This window comes from Sinomonas sp. R1AF57 (assembly GCF_002224485.1).
In the GTDB taxonomy this organism is placed as follows: Bacteria; Actinomycetota; Actinomycetes; order Actinomycetales; family Micrococcaceae; genus Sinomonas; species Sinomonas flava.
Genome location: NZ_CP022463.1, coordinates 2,233,226 through 2,252,446, shown reverse-complemented (window position 1 = coordinate 2,252,446; position 19,221 = coordinate 2,233,226). Strand labels below are relative to the sequence as shown.

The 19,221-nt window shown below is 71.9% G+C and carries 17 protein-coding genes; 12 read left to right on the top strand and 5 right to left on the bottom strand.

The window, feature by feature from the left end; all coding sequences use genetic code 11:
- Positions 1–238 precede the first annotated feature (238 nt).
- The 4 genes from CGQ25_RS10315 to CGQ25_RS10300 all read left to right on the top strand — a co-directional run bounded on the left by CGQ25_RS10315 (position 239) and on the right by CGQ25_RS10300 (position 4,783).
- Complete coding sequence (locus CGQ25_RS10315) at positions 239–1,900, top strand: S1C family serine protease (RefSeq protein WP_255405244.1); 1,662 nt, start codon at positions 239–241, stop codon at positions 1,898–1,900.
- A gap of 329 nt (positions 1,901–2,229) precedes the next feature.
- A complete protein-coding gene (locus CGQ25_RS10310; RefSeq protein WP_208709417.1) occupies positions 2,230–3,030 on the top strand; it encodes an electron transfer flavoprotein subunit beta/FixA family protein in 801 nt (266 codons plus the stop codon).
- A gap of 14 nt (positions 3,031–3,044) precedes the next feature.
- A complete protein-coding gene (locus CGQ25_RS10305; RefSeq protein WP_208709415.1) occupies positions 3,045–4,007 on the top strand; it encodes an electron transfer flavoprotein subunit alpha/FixB family protein in 963 nt (320 codons plus the stop codon).
- The gene (locus CGQ25_RS10300) at positions 4,007–4,783 is read left to right on the top strand and encodes a PIG-L deacetylase family protein (protein ID WP_208709413.1); all 777 of its coding nucleotides are present in this window, start codon (positions 4,007–4,009) and stop codon (positions 4,781–4,783) included. The genes CGQ25_RS10305 and CGQ25_RS10300 overlap by 1 nt, the downstream gene beginning before the upstream one ends.
- Positions 4,784–4,807: 24 nt before the next feature.
- On the opposite strand, the gene CGQ25_RS10295 is transcribed toward CGQ25_RS10300, so the two are convergent.
- Together CGQ25_RS10295 and CGQ25_RS10290 are read right to left on the bottom strand one after the other, a co-directional pair.
- Positions 4,808–5,275: a tRNA (cytidine(34)-2'-O)-methyltransferase gene (locus CGQ25_RS10295; protein ID WP_208709411.1), complete on the bottom strand. Its 468-nt coding sequence runs from the start codon at positions 5,273–5,275 to the stop codon at positions 4,808–4,810.
- Between the two features lie 65 nt (positions 5,276–5,340).
- On the bottom strand, positions 5,341–6,297 hold the full coding sequence (locus CGQ25_RS10290) for a J domain-containing protein (protein ID WP_208709409.1): 957 nt from the start codon (positions 6,295–6,297) through the stop codon (positions 5,341–5,343).
- 61 nt (positions 6,298–6,358) lie between these two features.
- Here CGQ25_RS10290 and CGQ25_RS10285 point away from each other — a divergent pair, with 61 nt between their 5' ends.
- Positions 6,359–7,300, top strand: coding sequence for a diacylglycerol kinase family protein (locus tag CGQ25_RS10285; protein ID WP_208709407.1), 942 nt, complete (start codon positions 6,359–6,361; stop codon positions 7,298–7,300).
- A gap of 33 nt (positions 7,301–7,333) precedes the next feature.
- On the opposite strand, the gene CGQ25_RS10280 is transcribed toward CGQ25_RS10285, so the two are convergent.
- Entirely contained in the window at positions 7,334–7,768 is a 435-nt protein-coding gene (locus CGQ25_RS10280) for a hypothetical protein (RefSeq protein ID WP_369802215.1), read from the bottom strand.
- A gap of 89 nt (positions 7,769–7,857) precedes the next feature.
- Between CGQ25_RS10280 and CGQ25_RS10275 the strand changes: the two genes are divergently transcribed.
- Both CGQ25_RS10275 and CGQ25_RS10270 read left to right on the top strand, forming a co-directional pair.
- Positions 7,858–8,559, top strand: coding sequence for a winged helix-turn-helix transcriptional regulator (locus CGQ25_RS10275; protein ID WP_208709405.1), 702 nt, complete (start codon positions 7,858–7,860; stop codon positions 8,557–8,559).
- A 56-nt stretch (positions 8,560–8,615) separates the two neighbouring features.
- The gene (locus CGQ25_RS10270) at positions 8,616–9,839 is read left to right on the top strand and encodes a cysteine desulfurase family protein (RefSeq protein WP_208709402.1); all 1,224 of its coding nucleotides are present in this window, start codon (positions 8,616–8,618) and stop codon (positions 9,837–9,839) included.
- Positions 9,840–9,856: 17 nt separating this feature from the next.
- Here the strand turns inward: CGQ25_RS10270 and CGQ25_RS10265 are convergent, their stop codons facing one another.
- Complete coding sequence (locus tag CGQ25_RS10265) at positions 9,857–11,107, bottom strand: NAD(P)/FAD-dependent oxidoreductase (protein WP_255405242.1); 1,251 nt, start codon at positions 11,105–11,107, stop codon at positions 9,857–9,859.
- Positions 11,108–11,207: 100 nt separating this feature from the next.
- Here CGQ25_RS10265 and mnmA point away from each other — a divergent pair, with 100 nt between their 5' ends.
- The gene (gene mnmA / locus CGQ25_RS10260; protein ID WP_255405241.1) at positions 11,208–12,356 is read left to right on the top strand and encodes a tRNA 2-thiouridine(34) synthase MnmA; all 1,149 of its coding nucleotides are present in this window, start codon (positions 11,208–11,210) and stop codon (positions 12,354–12,356) included.
- A gap of 81 nt (positions 12,357–12,437) precedes the next feature.
- Positions 12,438–14,114: a hypothetical protein gene (locus CGQ25_RS10255; protein ID WP_208709400.1), complete on the top strand. Its 1,677-nt coding sequence runs from the start codon at positions 12,438–12,440 to the stop codon at positions 14,112–14,114.
- A 69-nt stretch (positions 14,115–14,183) separates the two neighbouring features.
- On the opposite strand, the gene CGQ25_RS10250 is transcribed toward CGQ25_RS10255, so the two are convergent.
- Complete coding sequence (locus CGQ25_RS10250) at positions 14,184–15,011, bottom strand: caspase family protein (protein ID WP_208709398.1); 828 nt, start codon at positions 15,009–15,011, stop codon at positions 14,184–14,186.
- 141 nt (positions 15,012–15,152) lie between these two features.
- On the opposite strand from CGQ25_RS10250, the gene CGQ25_RS10245 reads away from it, so the two are divergent.
- The 3 genes from CGQ25_RS10245 (at position 15,153) to CGQ25_RS10235 (ending at position 19,220) form a co-directional block, all read left to right on the top strand.
- Positions 15,153–16,214: a metallophosphoesterase gene (locus CGQ25_RS10245; protein WP_208709396.1), complete on the top strand. Its 1,062-nt coding sequence runs from the start codon at positions 15,153–15,155 to the stop codon at positions 16,212–16,214.
- A gap of 216 nt (positions 16,215–16,430) precedes the next feature.
- Complete coding sequence (locus CGQ25_RS10240) at positions 16,431–18,062, top strand: ABC transporter substrate-binding protein (RefSeq protein ID WP_208709394.1); 1,632 nt, start codon at positions 16,431–16,433, stop codon at positions 18,060–18,062.
- A 75-nt stretch (positions 18,063–18,137) separates the two neighbouring features.
- Positions 18,138–19,220, top strand: coding sequence for an ABC transporter permease (locus CGQ25_RS10235; protein ID WP_208709392.1), 1,083 nt, complete (start codon positions 18,138–18,140; stop codon positions 19,218–19,220).
- Position 19,221 lies beyond the last annotated feature (1 nt).

Genomic DNA, 19,221 nt, shown 5'->3' with positions numbered 1-19,221 from the left:
CCCGGTTCGGCACAGCCCCCTGCACGCCACGTGACGGGCGGCTGTGGCACGTCACCTTGATTCTAGGGGCGCCCGCAGTGCCCCTGCACGCGTCGGCCTGCGCCCGGAGCGAACGGAGAGGGCTGCGGGAGTGGGAGGCGACCGCTCCCTGCAGACTCCCAGCCAACTTCCAGAGAACGGAAGCGTGCGGCACAGCTTGACAGGGAATAGTAGGTGCAGAGCAGAAAGGACAGCTGAGATGAACGAGACCTATGGTCGCCCTGATCGTCCCGCAGGAGCCGGAAACGACGCCGGGCAGGACGGGCGCCCGACGCCGGCCGGTGCCACCGAGCCGCTGACGTCGCCTCAGCAGGACGGCATGGATCGGCCCGCTCGCGAGGCGCAGAACGGAGCCCCGGCAGGGAGCGGCGCCTCCGGCGCGGAGCACGGCCAGGTTCCCCCGGCGCCTCCGCAGGCACCGCGTTTCGGCCAGTATGCCTCCACCCAGCAGCATCCGCAGGTCCAGCCGCCCACCCAGCAGCAGGGGCAGACGCCGCAGGGCGGCCAGCCCGGCCCCGGCAACGCGCCCCACTGGGGCCAGAGCGCGCCGCACGGCCAGGGCTACCCCGGCCAGCACCCCCAGCAGGGCCAGCCGTACGGAGGCCCGTCGCCCTTCGGGCCGACAGCTCCGCAGGGCTCCGCGTTCTACCGGAACGACACCCAGCGGCAGCGCCAGGGCCGGTGGGGGACCGGCGTGCTCGTCGGCGGCATGCTGGTCGCGGGCCTCGTGGGCGGAGGAGTCGCAGCCGGGACCTCGAGCCTGTGGGCCCCGAGGGCGGGCACGGTGGCCTCCTCGACGGGCGCGGCCCCAGTGATCGTGAACAACCAGGACAGCGTCAACGCGGTCACGGCCGCGGCGGCCAAGGCCGCCCCGAGCGTCGTCACGATCGGCGTCACCTCGGGCAACTCGTCCGGGACGGGATCGGGCGTGGTGATCGACGACCAGGGCCACATCCTGACCAACACCCACGTCGTGACGCTCGACGGCCAGGTCGCCAACCCGAGCATCGAGGTCCGCGCCAGCGACGGGTCCGTGTACAAGGGCACGGTCGTCGGCACCGATCCTCTGAGCGACCTCGCCGTGGTCAAGATCGAGGGCGCGAACCTCCCGGCCGTGTCCTTCGGCGACTCCTCCAAGCTCAACGTGGGCGACATCGCCGTGGCCATCGGCGCCCCGCTCGGACTCGACAGCACCGTCACCGACGGCATCGTCTCCACCCTCAACCGCACCATCTCAGTGGCCTCCTCGGCCGCACCCCAGGGCGGCGACAGCTCGCAGGGGGACAACGGCCAGGGCTTCCAGTTCGCGCCGCCGAACGGCCAGTCGCAGCGGCAGTCGGCCCAGTCCACTGTGAGCATCAACGTCATCCAGACGGACGCGGCGATCAACCCGGGCAACTCGGGCGGCGCGCTCGTGAACAGCAAGGGTGAGCTGGTCGGGATCAACGTGGCGATCGCGTCGACGGGGCAGGGCTCCACGAGCTCGAGCTCCGGCAACATCGGAGTGGGGTTCAGCATCCCCGCGAACTACGCCCACCGGATCGCCCAGGAGATCATCGCCAACGGCAAGGCGACCCACGGCCAGCTGGGCGTCTCGGTCCAGCCCAAGGCAGCCAACGGGTCGAACTCGTCCTTCTCGGTGGGTGCCCAGGTCGCCGAGGTCACGAGCGGCTCGGCTGCGGACAAGGCCGGCATCAAGGTCGGCGACGTCATCACCGGCTTCGCGGGTCGGCACATCGGCGATGCGAGCGAGCTCACCGCGGCCGTCCGCGAACAGGCCGGAGGCTCCACCGCCAAGGTGAGCCTCCAGCGCAACGGGCAGAACATGGACGTGGACGTCACGCTCGGGACGGCCAAGTAGGACGCGGCGCGACCGGCTTCGGGCCGGCGCCGTGACGACCGGCGCGAAGCAGCGCACGACGGCGAGCGCGGGCACCCAGCCTGCGCTCGCCGTCGTGCGTCTGGTCGCCGGGCTGACCGTGCGGCCCTGCTCGCGCATTCGGGACCCGCGAACCGACACACGGAGTCAAACGGGGGAGCGCGGGGGCAGCGGCGTGTGGTTAGCTAGGGCGTGCCCGGCTGCCGCACGCATGCCGGACGCGCGAGCGCGCCCGCCCCGCGGGCCGGCGGCACCCTGCCGCGCGAGTGACCCCGCCCGCGCCAAGCGGCGAAGATGGAAGGCCATGGACTGTGGGAGACACCCTCAAGATCGTCGTGCTGGTCAAGCACGTCCCTGATGCGCAATTCGACCGTCACATCGGCAGCGAGCGCACCCTCGACCGCTCCGAGAGCATCCTCTCCGAGCTCGACGAGTACCCCCTCGAGGCGGCGCTGCAGCTGTCCGAGGCCCGCGGCGGCGACAAGGGCGGCAACGAGGTCATCGCCCTGACGATGGGCGGCCCCGACGCCGCGAACGCCCTCAAGAAGGCCCTGCAGATCGGCGCCAGCTCGGGGGTGCACCTCAGCGACGAGGCGCTCGCGGGCTCGGACGCCTGGGCGACCGCGCTGGCCCTCGCGGCGGCCATCCGCCACATCGGCGACGTGGACCTCGTCCTGACGGGAATGGCCTCGACCGACGGCGAGACCTCCCTCGTCCCGGCCCAGCTCGCGGAGCGGCTCGACCTGCCGCAGCTGACCTTCGCCTCCTCGCTCGAGGTCGAAGGCCGCACCGCCCGCATCCAGCGCGACGGCGACGGCCACTCCGACACGGTCGAGGCCGAGCTGCCGGCGGTCGTGTCGGTGACCGACCAGATCAACGAGCCGCGCTACCCGAACTTCAAGGGCATCCTCGCGGCCAAGAAGAAGAAGATCGCCACCGTGACCCTTGCCGACCTCGGGGTCGACGCCGGCCGGGTCGGCGCCGCCGGCTCGCTCACCGCCGTCGAGTCCGCCGAGCCGCGGCCCGCCCGCACCGCCGGGACGATCATCACGGACGAGGGTGACGCCGGCGTCAAGCTCGTCGACTTCCTGGCCGCCCAGAAGCTCATCTGAGGGAGAGAGAACTCATGACTGCAGCAAATGTCCTGGTTGTCCTCGACGCCCCCGGAGCGTCCCTCACGAAGTCCCAGCGGGAGGTCCTCACCGCCGGACGCATCCTCGGCACGATCGCTGTCGCCGCGACCGGCCCGGTCTCCGACGCGGTGCGGGGCGAGCTCGCCGACTACGGCGCCGAGGCCGTGTACGTGCCCGAGGGCGCCGACCTGTCCGGGTACCTCGTCGGCCCCTCAGCCGCCTGGGCCGCCGACGTGGTCGCGGCGGCAGGTGGGATCACCGCCGTCGTGCTCGACAACTCGCCGACCGGCAAGGAGACCGCGGCGCGGCTCTCCGTGCGGCTCGACGCCGGCGTGGTCACCGACGTTGTGGCCCTCGAGGCCGACGGCACGGTGCACAAGTCCGTCCTCGCCGGGTCCTACGAGGTCAGGGCCCGTGCCACGAGCGCCGTCGCCATCGTCACGGTCAAGCCGAACAGCGTCGAGGCTGCGCCGGCCGAGGCAGCGGGCGCGGCGGAGCCCGTGGCTGTTCCCGTCCCGCAGGCCGCGCTCGCCCGCGCCGCCCGCGTGGCCGGCCGGACCGAGAAGCCCGTCACCGGGCGGCCCGAGCTCACCGAGGCGCGCGTCGTCGTGGCCGGGGGACGCGGGACCGACGGGGACTTCGGGCCCATCGAGGAACTCGCCGACGCCCTCGGCGGGGCCGTCGGCGCCTCGCGCGCCGCGGCCGACGCCGGATGGGTCAGCCACGACCTCCAGGTGGGCCAGACGGGCAAGACCGTCTCGCCGCAGCTCTACATCTCCGCAGGGATCTCGGGCGCCATCCAGCAGAAGGCCGGCATGCAGACCGCCAAGGTCATCGTCGCGGTCAACTCGGACCCCGAATCCCCGGTGTTCGAGATCGCGGACCTCGGCATCGTCGGGGACCTCTTCGAGGTCCTCCCGCAGGCCGCGGCCGAGATCAAGCGGCGCCGCGGCTGATGCCCGAGGCCCCTGAAGCCCCCGGGCCCTTCGACCCGGCACGCCACGCGGTGCGCCGGGTCGTGGCCTTCGGGGCCCATCCGGACGACCTCGACTTCGGCGTCTCCGGGACGGTCGCAGCGTGGACGGCCGCCGGCGTCGAGGTGCACTACTGCATCATGACCGACGGCGACGCGGGCGGCTTCGACCCGGCCCACCGGGCCAGCATCGTCGCCATGCGGCACGAGGAGCAGCGCTCCGCGGCCGCGCTCGTCGGGGTGGACGACGTCCACTTCCTCGGCTACCGGGACGGGTACCTCGAGCCGTCGCACGAGGTGATGCGCGACGTGGTCGAGCTCATCCGGCGGGTGCGCCCCGACGTCGTGCTCGCGATGCACCCCGAGCGGAACTGGGACCGCATCCAGAAGTCCCACCCGGACCACCTCGCCTGCGGCGAGGCGGTCACCCGGGCCATCTACCCGGCGGTGGAGAACCCCTTCGCCTACCCCGAGCTCGCTGAGGCCGGGCTGGACGCCTACCGCGTGCCGTGGCTGTGGCTCTACGCAGGCCCGGCCGAGCGGACCAACCACCGCGTGGACGTGAGCGCATTCGTCGACACGAAGATCACCGCGCTCCAGGTGCACATCAGCCAGCACCCCGATGTCGCCGCCATGGAGGAGTCGGTGCGCAGCCGCATGCGGGCCAGCGCCTCTGCCGCAGGGCTCGCCGAGGGGTCCTCGGCCGAGGAGTTCCACGTCGTCTCGGTCAACAACCCGGAGACGATCGCCGGATTCTGACGGCCGCGGCCTCGCGCCGGAGCCTCAGAGCTGCGCGCCGGCGTACCCATTCTGGCGCCACGCCTCGTACACGGCGATCGATGCCGCGTTGGCGAGATTCAGGGAGCGCCGCGAAGGCTGCATCGGGAGTCGGACGCGCGCGTTGATACGAGGGTCGGCGAGGACGTCCTCGGGCAGCCCCACGGACTCCGGCCCGAAGAACAGCACGTCGCCGGGACGGTAGTCGACGTCCGTGAACTGCGTGTCGCCGTGGGACGTGAAGGCGAAGACGCGGGCCGGCAGGAGTGCCGCGAAGGCGTCGTCCAGGCTCTTGTGCACCGTCACCACGGCGAGGTCGTGGTAGTCGAGGCCGGCCCGGCGGAGTTTCGCGTCCTCGAAGTCGAAGCCGAGGGGCTCGACGAGATGCAGCTCGGAGCCCGTCACCGCGGCGAGCCGGATCGCGTTCCCCGTGTTGCCGGGGATCTCTGGGGTGTAGAAGAGGATGCGGAACACGCCCTCCATCCTACGGCCGCCCAGGAGCAGCCCGGGGCGGTGCGCGTCGGCGTCGGCCGCGAGCCTCAGTGCAGCCCGGTGAGCAGGCGCGCGAAGGCCGGGACGAACACGACGTTCGGCTGGGGGCCGGAGGCGAGGAAGAACGTGAGCTCGCGGAGGAACTTGGCGGCGTTGCGGGGTTCGATGAGCCCCTCCGTCCCGCGGCGGACATCGATCACCGGCTCGTGCAGGTTCTCCTGGGGTGTCTGCACGAGCACGAACCCCTGGACGTTGAGCTCGGGGAACAGGTTCTGGAAGTGCCGGACCTGTTCGGCAAGGCGCGGCGGAGCGACCACGCGGCCGCCGTGCAGCAGGTGCGCGCCGTCCCACGCGTAGTTGCCCGCCGGCACGAGCATCGAGTCCACGAGCGCGAGCCGGTAGCCGGCTAGGACCGCGTGGGCGATGTGCACCGATGAAGCGGGGGAGCGGAGGCCGTTGAAGAGCCGCGCGGCGGGGATCGAGGTCAGGACCTGGCGCCGGATCAGCGCGGCCGTCCGCAGCTCCCGCTGGATGCGGGCGTCTGCGCCGAACAGGCCCCTGCGGCGGGGGATGCCGTGCTCGGCACGCGCGGCGACCTCGGCGGGGACGAGCGGGGTGGTCCCGGGCGCGAACGGAGGCACGTACACCGCAGGCTCGCCCGACGGATTGCGCCGTCCCGCCTCGCGGGAGGCGGCCCGCGCGCGGAAGCTGCCGCCCGGCGTCGTGCGCCCCGCTCCGGACGACGGCGGCGTCCCCGCCCCGGCGCCGCGGGCGGACTCCTGCTGGGGTGCCGAGGTGAAGTAGCTGCGGTCGTACTCGGTGCGCCGCTTCGGGTCGGAGAGGACCTCATAGGCGAGGGTGACGCGCCGGAACTCGATGACGTCGCCGCCATGGTCCGGGTGGTGCAGGCGCGCGGCACGGCGGTACGCGCGCTTGAGGTCGGCCTCGCTGGCTGTCACGGGCACGCCGAGGACCTCGTAGTGCGAGGGGACGTGCGGCGGCATGCTCCCATCCTAGGGGCGCCGCACCCGCAGATTCTGGGCATCCGCTGGAATAATCCTGAGCATGCCCTCCCCGCGCCCTCTACGGCTGGTTCTCGCCGTCAACCCCGCTGCCTCGTCCGGACAGGGCGGGGTCCGGGCGCGGGAGGCCGCTGCCCTCCTGAGGGCCCGCGGCGCCACTGTCACCGAACTCGTCCGGGGGAGCGGCTCGGCCCTTGCGGCAGCGGTGGCCGGGGAGATCGACGGCGCCGATGCCGTCCTGGTGGCCGGCGGGGACGGGACGGTGAACCTCGTGGCGAACGTCCTCGCGGGTACCGGCGTGCCCCTGGGCGTCATCCCGGCCGGGACGGGCAACGACGCCGCGCGCCTCCTGGGCGTCCCGCTCGGGTCGGTGCAGGGTGCCGTGGAGGCGGCGCTCTCGGCGCTGGAGCTCCCGCCGAAGTCCCTGGACCTGGGCCTGATCGAGTGGGACGGCGGCCAGCGGCACTTCCTTGCGGTCGCCTCGGCCGGCTTCGACGCCCGCGTCAATGAACGGGCGAACTCCTGGCGCTGGCCCCGAGGGGCGGCGAAGTACACGCTGGCCCTCCTGCGCGAGCTGGCCACCTTCAGGCCCATTCCGTTCGAGCTCACGGTCGACGGCACGCCCCGGAACGAGCGGGCGATGCTCGTCTCGGTCGCCAACGGGCCGTCCCTCGGGGGAGGGATGCGCGTGGCGCCCGAGGCCCGCGCGGACGACGGCGTGCTGGACCTGTTCGTCGTGCGTCCCCTGACGCGGCTCGCCCTCCTGGGGGTCTTCCCCAAGGTCTTCCGCGGGCAGCACGTGGGGCATCCCGCCGTCGACCTCTCGCGCGCGTCCAAGGTCTCGCTGGGCGGTTCCGGCGTGGTCGTGTACGCGGACGGCGAGCGGGTTGCGCCTGCCCCCGTCACCATCAGCGTGGTTCCCGGTGCCCTCGCGGTCCTGGCCGCGCCGGCCTCCTCGGACCCCCAGCGGTCCGGGGCGGCCTGACGGGCCAGCAGAGAGGCCTGCGGGCCGGCCGGGTCAGGCCCGGCGCGAGGCGAGGCGGTTGAGGGCGAGCGCGCCGACCATGAGGCCGAAGTCGCGCAGCGCGACGTCGAACCCGTGCCCCAGCACGAGCAGATTGACGATGATCCCGAGCAGCCAGAGGGCGACGACGAGCGATCCCCACTTCGCCCGCCACGCGACGAGGAGGCCAGCGATGATCTCCACGACCCCGACGGCATACATGAACGTCTGAGGGCTGACCGGCACCACTGTGGTGGCGACCGGGGCGAGGTAGTTGGGCCAGTACGTGAGGATGTTGAAGAACTTGTCGAGGCCGAAGAGGATCGGCGCCACGACGTAGAGCGTCCGCAGCATGTAGAACGCCTGGTCCGCCGGCGCCATGGCCATGGCTCCCGAGCGGCTTGCTGCCGCGGTCCAGAACCGTCCGTGCGGGGCTGACGTGGCTGACATGATGTCTCCTTCCAAAATGGGTAACTCCGATTTTAGATTTGTGCCGACTCTAAAACAAGGAATTCCTGTTTTGGACGTACCATAGAGGCATGCCCGTTCCGTCCAGCCATGGTGCCCAGCAGCCGCTCGGGTGGCGGGCCCGACTAGGCGCCCTCGGCTCCCTGGGCGAGGAGCGCCGCCGTGCGCTCTACCTCTTCGTGCGCGGGGCGGGCCGACCGGTGGGCCGGAACGAGGCCGCGGACGCCGTCGGCCTCTCCCGCGGCACCGCCGCGGCGCACCTGGACCGGCTCGTGGACGACGGCGTGCTGGTCGCCACGTTCGCCAAGCCCGCCGGCAGCGGTGGTCCCGGCTCCGGACGGCCGTCCAAGTTCTACGAGCCCGCGGTGCAGGAAGTCGTCGCGGCGGTCCCACAGCGGTCCTACGAGCTCGCGGGGGAGCTGCTCGCCGCGGCCGCGGAGCGCTCGATCGCCGACGGCGAGCCGATGGCCGCGTGCATCGCCGCCGTGGGCCGTGCGGCGGGGGAGACGCTCGGCCGCGAGCACGGCAGCATCGGCGCGGTGCTCGAAGCCGCCGGGTATGCCCCGCGTTCCTCGGCGGACGGCGGGATCGACCTGTCCAACTGCCCCTTCCACCGGCTCTCGCGCGAATACCGGGGAGTGGTGTGCAGCCTCAACGGAGCCCTCCTGGACGGCGCGCTCGCCGGTTGCGGGGACGGACAGCACGGAATCGAGCCCGTGGACCCCGACGGCCCGGGCCACGAGTGCTGCGCCCGGGTCGTGCCCCGCCCCTGATGCCCGCGCGGGAGACGGCGAGGACTCCGGCCACCCGCGCGTCCTACAGTGGATGGGTGCCCGTCTACCTCGACCACGCCGCCACGACGCCGGTGACGCCCGCGGCGCTCGCCGCGTACACCGCCCAGATCGCGCGCGGCGGCAATCCCTCCTCGCTCCACGCCGCGGGCCAGTCCGCGCGGCGTGCCCTCGAGGACGCCCGCGAGTCCCTTGCGGCCTCCCTGGGCGCGCACCCCACAGAGGTCGTCTTCACCTCCGGCGGCACCGAGGCGGACAACCTCGCCGTCAAGGGCCTCTACTGGTCCCGCCGTGCCGAGGACCCGCGCCGCACCCGCATCCTGTGCTCGGGCATCGAGCACCACGCCGTCGCGGACACGGTGGAGTGGCTCGAGGCGCACGAGGGAGCCGAGGCTGCATGGCTGCCGTGCGACGCCGCCGGCGTGACGAGCCTCGAGGCCCTGAGTGCGGAGATCGCGCGGGATCCCGGCGCTGTGGCCCTCGTCGCGCTCATGTGGGCGAACAACGAGGTGGGCACGGTCCAGCCGGTCCGCGAGGCCGTGCGGATCGCGGCCGAGCACGGCATCCCCGTCCACTCGGACGCTGTCCAGGCGTTCGGGCACCTCCCGGTCGACTTCCGCGCCTCCGGCCTCGCGACGATGGCCGTGAGCGGGCACAAGATCGGCGCCCCAGTGGGGGTCGGCGCGCTCGTGGTGCGCCGCGACGTCGTGCTCACCCCGGTCCTGCACGGCGGTGGCCAGCAGCGCGGCCTCCGCTCGGGGACCCTGGACTCCGCGGGCGCGGCCGCCTTCGCTGCCGCGGCGCACGACGCCGTCGCGCACCTTCCCGAGGAGTCGCGCCGGCTCGCGGGGCTGAGGGACCGGCTCCTGGACGGGATCGCGCGCGAGGTGCCGGACGCCGTCGTGAGCGGGCCGGCCGACCGCGGCGAGGAGGCCCGCCTGCCGGGGATAGCGCACCTGACGTTCCCGGGATGCGAGGGCGATTCGCTCCTGTTCCTGCTGGACATGGCGGGAATCGCGACGTCGACCGGCTCCGCCTGCACCGCCGGCGTCCCACGCCCGTCCCACGTCCTGACCGCAATGGGCCGCACCGAGGACCAGGCCCGCGGCGCGCAGCGCTTCAGCCTCGGCTGGAACTCGACCGAGGCGGACGTGGACGCGCTGCTCGCGGCGATCGGGCCGGCCGTGGCGCAGGCGCGCGCCGCGGGCATGGCCGGCCATGCGAGCACCATCCAGACGGCCAGCACCCGCCGCGCCCCCTGACCCCCAGACGGGAGGGGTCAGACTCCCGCGAGCTCCGGGAGCGGTACGGCGGGGTCGCGCAGCCGCGCCTCGTCCACCGGGGCACGGGAGGCGATGAGCGCCTTGATCGCCTTCTGCTGCCTGGGAGTGTTCACGTTCATCCCGCCCACGACGGCGCCGTCCCTCACCCAGAGCGCGACGAACCCCTCCTTCGCCGCCTCGGGCGTGTCGATCCGGCCCCGCAGGACGAGGTGCGCGCCCCGCACCAGCTGCCCGAACCCCGAGTACTCCATGCTCAGCCCGGCCTGGTCCGTGTAGAAGTAGGGGGCGATGTCCAGCTGCGCGTCGGCCCCGAGCATCGCCTTCGCGGCGACCTTGCCGCCGTTGAGCGCGTTCGACCAGTGCTCGCTGCGCACGTGGTCGCCGGTGCGCGGCTGGAGGGAGCTCGCGACGTCGCCGGCGGCGAAGATGTCCTCGGCGCTCGTGCGCAACGAGGCGTCGGTGAGGATTCCGTCCCGCAGGCGCAGGCGAGCCTCCTCGGCCAGCGCCGTGTCCGGCTCGACGCCCACGGCGACGAGGACCAGGTCGGCCCCGATCCGCTCGCCCGTGTTCAGCACCGTGCCCGCCACGCATTCGCGGTCGGCCGCGGCGACGAATTCGACGGGGTGGGCGGGGAGACGGAACTGGACGCCCTCGGCCTCGAGCGCGCGGCGGAAGACCTCCGCGAGCGGGCCCTCGAGCTGGCGCAGCACCGAGGCGTGCCGCCCGAGCACCGTGACCTCATTGCCGTACTCGCGGGCGGCGGCCGCCACTTCGAGGCCGATCCATCCGGAGCCCACGATGACCACCCGTCGCCCGCCGCCGGCGAGCTCCTCGCGGAGCGCGAGGGAGTCCTCGAGCCGCCGAAGGCTGTGCACCCCCTCGAGCTGTGCGCCCGGGATGTCCAGCGCCCGCGGCTGCGCGCCCGTGGCGAGGAGGAGCTTGGAGTACGGGACGAGGGCCTCGCTCTCGAGGCGGAGCATGTGGGCGCCCGGGATGATCTGGGCGGCCCGCTCGCCGAGGCGGAGGTCGACGTCGTTCTTCTCGTACCAGCCGGAGGGGTTGACCAGGAGGTCAGACTCCTTCTCCTGGCCCTTCAGGAACTCCTTCGAGAGCGGCGGCCTCAGGTAGGGTTCGCGGCGCTCGGCGGCGATGATCGTCAGCGGGCCGTCGTAGCCCTCCTGGCGGAGCGTCTTCGCGGCCGATCCTGCCGCGAGCCCCCCGCCCACGATGACAATAGGCTGCTGCACAGTACCTCCCCTGCACGACGGCGGCGCCACGGGCCGGTGCCCCCGCAGCCACCGCAGGGGGCCGCCCCGGCCGGAGGGCCCCGGACGCTAGAATAGACCGGTGCGAGTTCTGGCAGCCATGAGCGGAGGAGTGGATTCCGCGGTCGCCGCGGCGCGCGCCGTCGAGGCGGGGCACGACGTCGTCGGGGTCCATCTGGCCCTCAACCGCATGCCCGGAACGCTCCGCACGGGCTCGCGCGGCTGCTGCACCATCGAGGACTCCAACGACGCCTGGCGCGCCTGCGACCGGCTCGGGATCCCCTTCTACGTCTGGGACTTCTCCGAGCGGTTCAAGGAGGACGTCGTGGACGACTTCGTCTCCGAGTACGCCGCCGGCCGGACCCCGAACCCGTGCATGCGCTGCAACGAGCGCATCAAGTTCGCCGCGCTCCTCGAGAAGGCCCTCGCGCTCGGCTTCGACGCCGTCTGCACGGGGCACTACGCCAAGGTGGTCCGGGACGCGGACGGCCATCCCGAGCTGCACCGCGCCGCCGACTGGGCCAAGGACCAGTCCTACGTGCTCGGAGTCCTGACCCACGAGCAGCTCGAGCACTGCCTCTTCCCGCTCGCGGACACGCCCTCGAAGGCGGAGGTCCGGGCCGAGGCAGAGCGCCGCGGCCTGTCCGTGGCGGCGAAGCCGGACAGCCACGACATCTGCTTCATCTCCGACGGCGACACCCGCGGCTGGCTCGCCGAGCGGATCGAGATGGAGCCCGGGGAGATCGTCGACGAGACGGGCGAGAAGGTCGGCGAGCATGCGGGGGCGAACGCGTATACCGTGGGGCAGCGCCGCGGCCTGCACCTCGGCCGTCCCGCGCCAGACGGCAGGCCCCGCTTCGTCCTCGAGGTCCGGCCGAAGGACAACACCGTGGTGGTGGGCCCCGAGCGGCTCCTGGCCGTCGGGGAGATCCGCGGCATCCGCGTGTCGTGGGCGGGCCTGCCGCCCTCCGAGGCGGAGACGGGCGAGGAATTCGCCTGCGAAGCCCAGGTCCGCGCCCACGGCGATCCGGTCCCGGCCCGTGCCCGCCTCGAGCCGGCAGCCGCCTCCGGCGCCCCGGACGCACACGACGGCGAGCTCGTCGTCACGCTCGAGACCCCCCTCCGCGGCGTCGCCCCCGGCCAGACAGTGGTCCTCTACCAGGGGACGAGGGTCCTCGGTCAGGCCACGATCGACAGCGCCCGATCGCACGAGAGGCTACTTCCCCGGTAGTCGGCCCGGTGCCACAATGGCCCCAGGTCTCACTTCTGCGGGCCCGCGCCTGCGCGGACCCCTCGGCACGAGGCGGCGGCGATGGCACGGGACGACGCTCAGCCCGGGGTTGCCTACGGCGCGGGTCTCGTCAGCCTCACCGTCCTGGCGGAAGGCCCGTTCACCGGCCGGCCCGCCGCGCTCGCCTCCGTGCGGGTGCCCCTCGAACGCGTCCGGAGCGGTCCCATCGGCGCAAGGCTCGACGTGCGCGTGCGCAGGCCTGGGCGCGACGAGGCCCAGCCGATCCCGCTCTCCCTCGACGGCGGGCTGTGGGGGATCGACGACGTGCCGCCGCCGGAGGACACCGAGCAGCTGCTCGCGGACGGGCGCTTCCTCGCCCAGCACGTGTACGCGGTCGCGTCGGACACCCTGCAGATCTTCGAGCGGACCATGGGCCGCAGGCTCGGCTGGGCCGGGGGTCACCGGCTCCGCATCGATGCCTACGACCCGGTCGACTTCCGCGACTCGGGCTACGACCCGCAGCGGCAGGCCGTGCGCTTCGGCCACCGCGCCGATCCGCGCAGCAGCCGGCACGTCCCGATGGCCCTGTACCGGGATCTGGTCGCGCACGAGGTCACCCACGCGATCCTCGACGGCTACCGCCCCCGCTGGGCGGACGCGAACGCCCTCCTGGACGGGTTCGCGCTCCACGAGGCCATGGCGGACCTCGTGGCCATGCTCTCGGTGTTCTCCTCCGAGACCCGGGTCGAGCAGATGCTCCAGGAGGCCGGGATGCAGGGCCGCGGGTCGCGGGAGGCGGACGAGAAGATCCTGCGCTCGGGCCTCTTCGGCCTCGCCGACGGCCTCTTCACCCGGTCCGCGGTGCGGCGCCCGCTCGACCGGGAGGTGCCGTTCGAGTGGACCCTCCTCCCGGAGCCCCACGCGCGCGGGGAGATCGTCGTCCAGGCCGTGCTCAACACCGTGGTGGAGCTCTGGAAGCAGCGCCTCGACTGCCCGGGCGGCCGGTCGAGCCGCTTCCAGATCGCGCAGTCCGGCGCCAGAGTAGGACGCCAGGTGCTCGGCATGGTCCTGCGCTCGCTGGCCTACCTCCCGCCCGTCGACCCGACGTGGACGGACCTCCTGCGGGGCATCCTCGCCTCCGACCTCGTCATGATGCCGTACGACACCCCGCCGTGCGGGCGCCCCAGCGGCCCGGACGGGGCCCGGCCGAAGGGCTATCGCGAGGTGCTCCGGGACATGTTCTGGAACATCGACCTCTCGACCGACCCGGACGCGCGGCTCGACGGGCTCGACGACCTCGAGGGCCTGCAGTACCCGGTGCGGCTCTCCGCGCTCGCCTCCGACCCCGAGGAGCTCAACCGCTTCGTCTGGGCCAACCCCAGGCTCATGCGGGCCATGGACCTGGACGAGGAGACGAGCATCCGGATCGACCGCGTGCGCCCCACCGTGCGGGTGGGCCCAGACGGCTTCGTGGTCTCGGAGATCTGCGCGTCCTTCGTCCAGGACGTCCGGCTCAGCCGCCGCGAGGCCAGGGACAGGCTCGGGCTCAGGACGGAGGGAGAGGTCGTCGCGGTGCGTGGGGGCGCGGTCCTTCGGTTCGACGAGGGCGGGCGGCTGTGCTTCGCGGCCCTCAAGCCGGTCATGAACGGCGAACGCCAGCAGGCCCGCGCGGCCACTGCGCGGGCCGAGCGGGAGGCAGCTGCCGGAGCCGCGGCGTCGTACCACCAGGAGGGCGAGCGCGAGGACCTCCCGGCCTGAGGTGCCAGACGGGCACGTCGGTCAGCCCGCGGCGGTCAGCCCGCGTCGGGCCGGCGGGCGCCGTCGGGCCTACCTGCCCCAGACCGCCTCGCGCTGGGCCGCGGTGCCCTCGAGCTGGGCCCGCTGGTCGAACTTCGCGGCGCGCAGCGCCGCCGTGACCGCCCGGTGCGTCGCAGACCTCGACGCCGTCGGCTGGCTCGTGAGGGCCTCGAGGAGGAAGTGGGTGAAGGCCCCGCTGTAGCGGCCGCCGAACGGCGCATCCGAGGCGGTCTGGTCCGCCCGGCAGGCCGCGAAGAGGACGGGACCCGGGCCCGAGGCGACGAGTTCGCGGAGGCTGTGCGCCGCCGCACCCGCTGCGGCGTCGGCGCCGGCGGCCGCGGGCGGGGCGAGGAACCGGGCGCGGCGGCCGCGCGGTGCGTCGAAGGCGCGCAGCCCGCTCCCGCTGTGGCAGGTATCCAGCACGACGTCGGTGATCACCTGGGCGGGCACGCGGGACAGGAGCGCGTGCAGTTCGTCGTCGACGACCACGCTGCCGCGTTCCCACTGGTCCCCGGCCGTGGTGATGTCGTAGGCGGCCAGGGCTTCGTCCATCCTGTCCGGCTCGTCCGGGTCGGACGCGTCGTCGGGGATCTGGGTGCCGTGGCTCGAGAACGTCAGCACGATCTGCTCGAGACGGCCGTCCACGGCGCGCTCCACGATGTCGCCGATGGCGCCGAGGATCGCGGCCTTCGTCGCGGCAGCGTCGGTGAGGACCGTGACCTCGCCGGGCGCGAAGCCGAACACCCCGGTCAGAGCGGCGGCGATGTCGTGCGCGTCGTTGACGCACCCCGCGAGCCAGTTGTCCTCCGGGAGTGCGGCGAAACGATTGATGCCGATGCACAGGGCTGCGCGAGCCATGACGCCCTCCTCCGGGCCCAGCTCCCTGACTACAGGGTAGGCCCCTGTTCGCCAGCCGTATACCTGCCGGACACCGGGCGAAAGCTGGACCGCACTAGCCTGCCGCTGTCCCTACCCGTCAGCCCGCAGGAAGAAGGATCCATGCCCGCATCCACCCGTCGTCGCGCCGGAGCCGCTCTCGCCACCGTCGCCCTCACCGCCGCGGTCGCCGCCGTCGCCGGCCCTGCCGTCGCCGGCGCTGCCGTCCCCGCCGAGCCCGGACCCAAGACCGCCTTCAGCTTCGCCGTCATCGGCGACACTCCGTACGGCGCTTCCGCGGTCGCCGAGTTCCCCGAGCATGTGGCGCAGCTCAACGCCGACTCCTCGCTCGACTTCGTGGTGCACGTCGGCGACATCAAGAACGGCTCCTCGGAATGCTCTGACGCGTACTTCGAGCAGGTCCGAGCAGACTTCGACCGGTTCACGCATCCGCTCGTCTACACGCCGGGCGACAACGAGTGGACCGACTGCCATCGGGCCAACAACGGGGCGTACAGCCCCCTCGAGCGGCTCGGCAAGCTCCGCGAGGTCTTCTTCGACCGGCCCGGCACCACACTCGGGGCCACCATGCCCGTCAGGAGCCAGTCGGAGCTGGGGCTGCCGGAGAACGTCGCCTTCACTCGCAACCGCGTCGCCTTCGCGGCCGTCAACGTCCCGGGCAGCAACAACGCGACCCAGCCGTGGACGGGCCGCGGCGAGGCAGTGCCGAACCAGGCGCAGCTCGACGAGGTCGCGCACCGCACCGACGCTGTCATCGCGGAGATCAGGAAGACGTTCGCCGAGGCACGCCAGCGCAACGACCGGACCGTGGCGGTCTTCCAGCAGGCCGACATGTTCGACCCCACCTACGCGGTGCCGTGGAGCGACATCAGCGCGTTCACACCGATCGTGGAGGCGCTCGTCGAGGAGGCCCGGGCCTTCGACGGCGAGGTCTACCTGTTCGACGGCGACAGCCACGTCTACAACGTCGACCGGCCCCTCGCCGCGGGCTCGCCGTGGCTCACGCGGTACGGCGTGGCGGGCTCGGCAGAGAACCTCACGCGCGTGACGGTGGACGGATCCTCGAACGCGAAGAACTACCTCCGCGTGAGCGTGGCGCCGAACGGTGCCGCGGGCATTGGGGCCCCGGTCCTGACCTGGGAGCGGGTTCCCTTCCGCGGCTGAGGCGAGCCCCGCCAGAGGGGCGGACGACGGCGCACCCCACCGCGCGCCGTCGTCCGCGGCCGCCGCGAAGGTCACCGTTCGGTCTCAATTCCGTCAAAGAACCGTTTCATTTTGCCCGATAGGTGGTTGAATCAGGTCATCAGGACTGTGCCCTGGGTCACGCAGGCGTATGCGCCGGCATCGGGGCCGGCCAGGACTCGACAAAGAAGGTCATAGATGGCTAAGACCACATCGGCTGTGCGAGGCGCTGTCGCGCTCGTCGGCATCTCCGCCCTCGCCCTCGCAGCCTGCACGGGCCCCTCGGGCGGCTCGTCGCCCAGCGGATCCGCCGCGAGCGGACCCATCACCGTCGGCACGACCGACAAGGTCACGTTCCTCGATCCGGCCGGGTCCTACGACAACGGCTCCTTCCTGGTCATGAACCAGATCTTCCCCTTCCTGCTCAACTCGAAGCCCGGCAGCGCCGAACCCCAGCCGGACATCGCGGAGTCCGCCTCCTTCACCTCCCCGAAGGAGTACACCGTCAAGCTCAAGAGCGGGCTCAAGTGGGCCAATGGGGACACCCTGGACTCCGCCGACGTGAAGTTCTCCTTCGACCGCCAGGTCAAGATCAACGACCCCAACGGGCCGGCGTCGCTCCTCGAGAACCTCGAGAGCACCGAGGCGAAGGACGCCACGACGGTGGTCTTCCATCTCAAGCTTGAGAACGACCAGACCTTCCCGCAGGTCCTCACCGGCCCCGTGGGGCCCATCGTGGACCACAATGTGTTCCCCGCCGACAAGGTCATGAACGACGAGGACATCATTGCCAAGAAGGCCTTCGCCGGTCCGTACACGGTGTCCTCCTACCAGAAGAACCAGCTCGTCTCGTTCAAGGCTAATCCCGACTACAAGGGCCTTCTCGGCGCCCCGAAGACGGACACCGTCAACCTCAAGTACTTCTCCGACTCCAACAACCTCAAGCTCGAGGTCCAGCAGGGCAGCATCGACGTCGCGTGGCGGTCGCTGACCGCGACCGATGTGGACAGCCTCGCGAAGGACTCCAAGGTTGCGGTCCACAAGGGCCCCGGCGGCGAGATCCGCTACATCGTCTACAACTTCGACACGATGCCGTTCGGTGCCAAGACGCCCGAGGCGGACCCCGCCAAGGCGCTCGCCGTCCGGCAGGCCATGGCCGACCTCGTGGACCGTGACGCGATCGCCCAGCAGGTCTACAAGGGCACGTACACGCCGCTCTACTCCTACGTCGCCGACGGCTTCCTCGGCGCGAACACCCCGCTCAAGGACATGTACGGGGACGGCAGCGGCAAGCCCAGCGCCGACAAGGCCAAGAAGGCCCTTTCGGACGCCGGGATCCAGACTCCGCTCGCCATCAACCTCCAGTACAACCCGGACCACTACGGGAAGTCCTCGGGCGACGAGTACGCGCTCGTGAAGCAGCAGCTCGAGTCGAGCGGCCTCTTCAAGGTGAACCTCCAGTCCACCGAGTGGGTGACCTATCAGAAGGACCGCGCGAAGGACGTCTACCCGATGTACCAGCTCGGTTGGTTCCCGGACTTCTCCGACCCGGACAACTACCTCACGCCGTTCTTCACGAAGAACAGCTTCCTGAAGAACCACTACGACAACGCGACCGTCCAGGACCTCGTCGCCAAGGAGGCGACCAACCCGGACAAGTCCGCCCGCGAGAAGCAGATCCAGGACATCCAGACGGCTGTCGCGAAGGACCTCCCCACCCTGCCCCTCCTGCAGGGTTCCCAGGTCGCCGTGGCCGGGTCCTCGGTCAAGGGCGTCGAGACGACCCTTGATCCCTCGTTCAAGTTCCGCCTCGGCGTCCTGAGCAAGTAGCCGAACGGAACAGCCCGCCGTCCGGTGGCGGGGTGCTGAGGCGCCCCGCCACCGCGGCGTGTTCAGGAGATCTCCATGACAGCTTTCACCGAGGCGCCGCCAGAGGCCGCCACCACCCCGGCAAGCAAGGCGAAGGGCGGCGGGCTGGGCGCCTACCTGCTCGTACGCTTCCTGCTCATCTTCCCCACGATCTTCATCCTCGTGACCATCGTGTTCTTCCTCATGCGCATCACCGGCGATCCCATCACCGCCGCGCTGGGCGGGAGGCTCCCGCCTGACCAGCTTGAGCTCCGTATCCACGAGGCCGGCTACGACCGGCCGGTCTTCATCCAGTACGTCGAATACCTCGGACAGATCTTCACGGGCAACTTCGGCCGGACGATCTCGGACAACCGTTCGGTCACGGAGATGCTCCTGACCTTCGGGACCGCGACATTCGAGCTCGCCGTCAACGCGCTCGTCGTGGCGTTCATCGTCGGGATCCCCCTGGGGATGCTCGCAGCCCACCGGCGCGACAGGTCCTCGGACGCCGTGCTCCGGGTGCTGGCGATCCTGTTCTACGCGACCCCCGTCTTCTTCTCGGGCCTCCTGCTCAAGCTCGTGTTCGGGGTATGGCTCGGCTGGACTCCTATCGCAGGCCGGGCCTCGACCACGACCGAGCTCGCGATGAACCAGCTCGCCGCACCGTCCGGCATCTTCTGGCTCGACGCGCTGCGCAGCGGCAACATGCCGGCGTTCTGGGATGTCGTCTCGCACGCCGTGCTGCCGGCTGTCGCCCTGGGCCTCCTCACGGCGGGTGTGTTCCTCCGCCTCGTGCGGACCAACCTCATCGGCACGCTCGGCAAGGACTACGTCGAGGCGGGCAGATCACGGGGTGTCAGCGAGTTCCGTCTCGTCACGAAGCACGCCTACAAGCCTGCGCTGATCCCGATCATCACGGTCATGGGCATGCAGATCGCGCTCCTGCTCGCGGGAGCGGTCCTGACCGAGACGACCTTCGAGTGGAAGGGCCTCGGATTCCAGCTCGCGCAGTACCTCTCAGCGCGGGACTTCGTCGCCGTGCAGGGCATCGTGGTGCTCTTGGCCGTGATCGTGGCGGTCACCAACTTCGTAGTGGACGTCATTGCGGCGCTCATCGACCCGAGGGTGAGGTACTGAG